Source organism: Arthrobacter agilis, assembly GCF_002953615.1.
In the GTDB taxonomy this organism is placed as follows: domain Bacteria; phylum Actinomycetota; class Actinomycetes; order Actinomycetales; family Micrococcaceae; genus Arthrobacter_D; species Arthrobacter_D agilis_B.
On the sequence record NZ_CP024915.1, the window covers coordinates 1332679 to 1338263 of the forward strand.

The window sequence follows — 5585 nt, forward strand, 5'->3', positions numbered from 1 at the left end:
CGGGCTCACCGTCGATGCTGATGCGCTCCGTGACACGCGAGAGGTGCGGGCTGGTGAAACGGCCCGTCCGCAGGTCGTGCGCCAGCAGGATGCTCTCGATCATGCGGGCCGTCGACGTCTTGCCGTTGGTGCCGGTGATGTGGATGATCGGGAAGGCCCGGTTCGGTTCCCCCAGGATCTCCATGGCCCGGTGCAGGGGGGCCATGCGCGGCTCCATCCTGTTCTCCGGCGCGCGGCCCAGGAGTTCCGCGTACACACTCTCCACCGAGAAGGCGTCCAGTCCTGGGCCGCCCCCGGTGCCGTTGGTGTCATCCATGCTGCTGTTCCCGCTTTCCGACGGTGATGCTGAAATCGCTGCCGGCGTCCTCGGCCGCGGTGATGCGGAGCTCCACCGTGAGGGTCTCCGCCCGGATCAGGCCGGCGTTCGCCTCGAGTGCCCCGACCTGCCCGGGCGCGACACCGATGGTGGTGGTGATGCGGTCGCTGATGTCGAGGTCGGCGTCGCGCCGTGCCTGCTGGATGGCGCGGATCGCGTCGCGCGCCGTGCCCTCCGCCGCCAGCTCCTCCGTGACCTCGGTGTCGAGGACGAGGAATCCACCGCCGGGCAGGACCGTCACGGCTTTCGACGCGGCGTCGTTGCCCTCCACCACGGTGTCGAGCGTGTACTCGTGCGGCTCCAGTCCGAGGCCACCGGCGGTGACGCCGCCGTCCTCGTCCGCCGACCAGTCGCCGGACTTCGACGCCTTGATGACGCTCTGCACGTTCCTGCCGAGGCGCGGGCCGGCGGCGCGGGCGTTGACCACGAGGCGCTGGGTGATCCCGAACTCGGCCGGTTCGGCATCGGCCGAGTCGACCAGGCGGACGCCCTTCAGGTTCAGTTCGTCCGCGATGATCGCGGAGTACTGGCCCGAGAGGTCCGCTGCGCCGGGCGCGACGATGGTCAGCTCCCGCAGCGGCAGGCGCACCCGCAGGTTCGCGGCCTTGCGGAGGCTGGAGCCCACGGAGCACACCTGGCGCGTGCGGTCCATCTGCTCGACGAGGTCAGGGGCGGCGGGGAACGCGGCGGCCTCGGGCCAGTCCGTGAGGTGCACGGACCGACCGCCGGTGAGCCCTCGCCAGATCTCCTCCGTCACGAGGGGAAGCAGGGGCGCCGCGACGCGGCACACGGCCTCGAGGCACGTGTAGAGCACGTCGAAGGCGTCCGTGTCCTCGTCGAAGAACCGCTGGCGGCTCCGGCGGACGTACCAGTTGGTGAGCGTGTCCAGGTAGCGGCGCAGGGACTCGCAGGCGTCGCTGATCGTGAAGGCGTCGAGTGACTCGGTGATGTCGCGCACGAGGTTGCCGGTGTTCGCGAGGATGTAGCGGTCGATCGGCTCACGCAGCCGTGCCGCGGCCTCGGGTGTCACGGTCTTCGCCTCGTAGCCCGCGCCGCCGGCGGCCGCGTTGGTGTACAGGCTGAAGAAGTGCCAGACGTTCCACAGAGGCAGGATGACCTGCCGCACGCCGTCGCGGATGCCCTGCTCGGTGACCACGAGGTTGCCGCCGCGGAGGATCGGCGAGGCCATGAGGAACCAGCGCATGGCGTCGGAGCCGTCGCGGTCGAAGACCTCGGAGACGTCCGGGTAGTTGCGCAGGCTCTTGGACATCTTCTGCCCGTCCGAGCCGAGCACGATCCCGTGGCTGATGACATTGCGGAACGCCGGACGGTCGAACAGGGCCGTGGACAGGATGTGCAGCATGTAGAACCAGCCGCGCGTCTGCCCGATGTACTCGACGATGAAGTCCGCGGGGTTGTGCGTGTCGAACCACTGCTCGTTCTCGAACGGGTAGTGCACCTGGCCGTAGGGCATGGATCCGGAGTCGAACCAGACGTCGAGGACGTCCTCGACACGGCGCATCGTGGACCGGCCGGTCGGGTCGTCCGGATTGGGCCGGGTGAGTTCGTCGATGAATGGACGGTGGAGGTCCACCTCGCCCTGCTTGTTCAGCGGGAGCCTGCCGAAGTCGGCCTGCAGCTCGGCGAGCGAGCCGTACACGTCGGTGCGCGGGTACTCGGGGTCGTCCGACTCCCAGACCGGGATGGGGCTGCCCCAGAAGCGGTTGCGGCTGATGGACCAGTCGCGCGCGTTGGCGAGCCATTTGCCGAACTGGCCGTCCTTGACGTTGCCGGGAATCCAGGTGATGTCCTGGTTGAGCTCCACCAAGCGGTCGCGGATCTTCGTCACCTCGACGTACCACGAGGACACGGCGCGGTAGATGAGCGGGTTGCGGCACCGCCAGCAGTGCGGGTAGCTGTGCACGTAGCTGGCCTGCCGCACGAGGCGTCCCTCGGACTTCAGCACGCGGGTGATGTGCCGGTTCGCCTCGAAGACCTGCAGCCCGACGATCTCCGCGAGCGGGCCCCTGCCGAACATCGGCAGGAACTTCGCGCCCTCGTCGACAGAGAGGATCACCTGGATGCCGGCGTCTTCACAGACCTTCTGGTCCTCCTCGCCGTAGGCGGGTGCCTGGTGGACGAGGCCGGTGCCGTCCGTCGTGGTGACGTAGTCCGCCACGAGGATGCGGAAGGCGTTGCGGTAGCCGCCCTCCTCGGGGTCGGCGAGGTAGTCCCACAGCGGCTCGTAGGTGAGCCCTTCCAGCTCGGTCCCGAGGTGGCGGGACGTGACGGCCTCGCGTGCGGCGGCGGCGTCGGCGAAGCCGAGGTCCTTGGCGTAGTTGCCCAGCAGGTCCTCCGCCAGCAGGTAGCGGCCGGCCTTGCCGTCGCGTTCCCCGACCACGACGACGTAGGAGATGTCGGGCCCGACGGCGAGCGCGGCGTTGGTGGGCAGCGTCCACGGCGTCGTGGTCCAGGCGAGGGCCTGCACGCCCGCGAGGTCCTTCGACAGGGCCGTTGCGCCGGCGAGGATCGGGAACGTGACCGTGACGGTCTGGTCCTGCCGGTCCTGGTACACGTCCTCGTCCATCCGGAGTTCGTGGTTGGACAGGGGCGTCTCGTCGTTCCAGCAGTACGGCAGGACCCGGTACCCGCTGTAGGTCAGGCCCTTCTCGTGCAGCGTCTTGAACGCCCAGAGGACGGACTCCATGTACTCCGGGTTGAGGGTCTTGTAGTCGTTGTCGAAGTCCACCCAGCGGGCCTGGCGGGTCACGTAGTCGCGCCACTCCCCCGCGTACTTCATGACGGAGGCCCTGGCGGCGTCGTTGAAGTTGTCGATACCCATGGCGAGGATCTGCTGCTTGTCCGTCATCCCGAGCTGCTTCATGGCCTCGAGCTCGGCGGGCAGGCCGTGCGTGTCCCAGCCGAAGCGGCGCTCGACGCGGTGCCCACGCTGGGTCTGGTAGCGGCCCACGAGGTCCTTCGCGTAGCCGGTGAGGAGGTGTCCGTAGTGCGGGAGGCCGTTGGCGAAGGGCGGGCCGTCGTAGAACACGAATTCGTTGGAGCCGTCGACGCCGGGATTTCGGGCGTCGATGGACGCCTGGAAGGTGCCGTCCTCCTGCCAGTAGCGGAGCACGCGTTCCTCGAGTTCGGGGAAGCGCGGCGAGGCGCTAATTCCGGCGGAGGCACCGCTGTCGTCGGGCGACACGGCTTTCGGGTAGATCTGCGGCATGGTTCTCATCCTGTGTGCGGCGGCGTCGGGGAGTGCAGGAATCCTGCCGTGAGGACGGTTCCCCTTCCGCCCACTGCCGGTTGCCTGACCGGCCGCGGGGGTCCAGGACCCGCGGTACCACCTCACTTGCCGCCGTCGTCCGCCGTGCCACTGGCACGGCAGCCGGGGCCGCCGCTCGTTCCGGCTGTGACGGGCCACCCGTCCGGTTCTACGGGCCGCCACGGAGGGCGGCCTTTCTTCCGGAAGCTCACCGGTGATCGCCGGGTCGACGCTTGTGCCCCCAGTCTAGCGCCGCCGCGATTTCCTTGTCGAAAGGGAACCTGCACATCCGCCGGGCCGGCGGGTGCTGCGAAAGGCGTTGTGGTCCCCACCCGCGCGCGGCAGGCTGGAAGGGACTTCGACCGCGACAGGATGGATACCGCATGCCGACCCCGACCCTCCCCACCGCGTCCGCACCGGACACCGCCCGGCTGCTGCTGGGAGTCTTCCTGCCGACCGTCGCGAAGGGCCCCATCATCCGGCGTCCAAGGGTGGTCGGGCTCTCCGCCCGCCTCGGCCTCGACACGAGGGCCGTCCGCATCCTGCAGGCGATCCACGCGAAGTATCCGTCCGGCCCCCTGATGCTGAAGCTCCCGATCCGGAAGCAGGCGGTGGTGCTGGCGCCCGAAGACGTCCACACCGTCCTGACCGGATCGCCCGAGCCGTTCTCGCCTGCGACCACCGAGAAGCGCGCCGCCCTGTCCCACTTCCAGCCCGCCAACGTCCTGATCTGCCAGGGGCCGGTCCGCACCGTCCGGCGCGCCCTGCAGGAGCAGGTCCTCGACACCAGCCATCCGGTACACCACCTCGCGGATCGATTCGTCCCGGTGGTGGAGGAGGAGATGCAGCAGCTGCTCGCGGAAGCCTCGTCCCGCGGGTCCCTGCCGTGGAGCGATTTCCTGGATGTGTGGTACCGCGTGGTCCGCCGCGTGGTCTTCGGGGACCACGCGCGGGACGACAAGGAACTCACCGCGATGGTGATCCGGCTGCGCAAGGACGGCAACTGGGCGTTCCTGAGGCCGGTGCGCAGGAGGACGCGCGAGCGGTTCCTGGCCCGCGTCGGGCACGAGCTCGCCCACGCCGAACCCGGGAGCCTCGCCGCGGTGCTGGCCGCCGCCCCGAAGGGCGATGGCGGTCGCCCGGGACGAGGTGGACGGGGACGAGTCGGGGCGCCGGTTCCTCCCCTACCTGCGAGCCGTCGTCCTCGAATCACTCCGGCTCTGGCCGACCACCCCGATGATCCTGCGGCAGACGACCGCGCCCGTGCAGTGGGCGCAGGGTCGGATGCCCGCGAAGTGCGGCGTCCTGATCTACTCGCCGTACTTCCACCGGGACGAGCGCCACGTCCAGGGTGCCCACGATTTCTCGCCGGGGCGCTGGCTGTCCGGCGAGCAGGACGACTGGCCCCTCGTGCCGTTCAGCGACGGACCGGTGGTGTGCCCGGGGAAGCAGTTGGTGCTCCTCCTGACGAGCGCCGCGCTGGCCTCGCTGGTGCACGGGCACGATTTCGGCGTCGAGGACGGTCAGGCCCTCGATCCGGCCCGCCCCCTGCCCGGCACCCTGGACAACTTCTCGGTGCGCCTGCGCGTCGTGTCGCGGACGAGCGCCCACGACACGGCTCCTCCGGCCTGAGGGGCAGGCGGCGTTCCTCCCGGACCCGCCGACCTTCCGGCCGGGGACTCCGGGGACGCAGTCCTCAGGTCGCGGCTCCGCTGTGCGGATGATCGCCCAGCCAGGCCCGCGCCCGGTCGGAGTCCTCGAAATGACGGGTGGGGTACGGCGGCCGGTGCACCCGCGTGAAGAACTCGGTCAGGGTCCGGTCGACGGCTGACGGTCCCACCAGGGCCATGGCTGCGATGTTCAGCCCGGAGGCGAACCGGTGCAGGGCACCGCGGCTCAGCGACACCATGCCGTTCAGCTCCACGAGCATCGGCGGGCAGA

Annotated in this window: 3 protein-coding genes and 1 pseudogene; 1 reads left to right on the top strand and 3 read right to left on the bottom strand. The window is 69.9% G+C overall.

All coding sequences use genetic code 11. From position 1 onward, the window contains the following. A pseudogene (locus CVO76_RS06370) lies at positions 1 to 316 on the bottom strand (Mur ligase family protein); the annotation flags it as partial. Further along, positions 309 to 3605, bottom strand: a complete 3297-nt coding sequence (ileS, locus tag CVO76_RS06375) for an isoleucine--tRNA ligase (RefSeq protein WP_432206138.1) — start codon at positions 3603 to 3605, stop codon at positions 309 to 311. The gene ileS and the pseudogene CVO76_RS06370, both read right to left, overlap by 8 nt. 1167 nt (positions 3606 to 4772) lie before the next feature. On the opposite strand from ileS, the gene CVO76_RS06380 reads away from it, so the two are divergent. Beyond that, positions 4773 to 5276 carry a cytochrome P450 gene (locus tag CVO76_RS06380; protein ID WP_208741295.1) on the top strand — a complete coding sequence of 168 codons (504 nt, stop codon included), beginning with the start codon at positions 4773 to 4775 and terminating at the stop codon, positions 5274 to 5276. 64 nt (positions 5277 to 5340) lie between these two features. On the opposite strand, the gene CVO76_RS06385 is transcribed toward CVO76_RS06380, so the two are convergent. Next, positions 5341 to 5585, bottom strand: a 245-nt coding sequence (locus CVO76_RS06385) for an STAS/SEC14 domain-containing protein (protein WP_208741297.1), incomplete at its 5' end; no start/stop codon positions are given.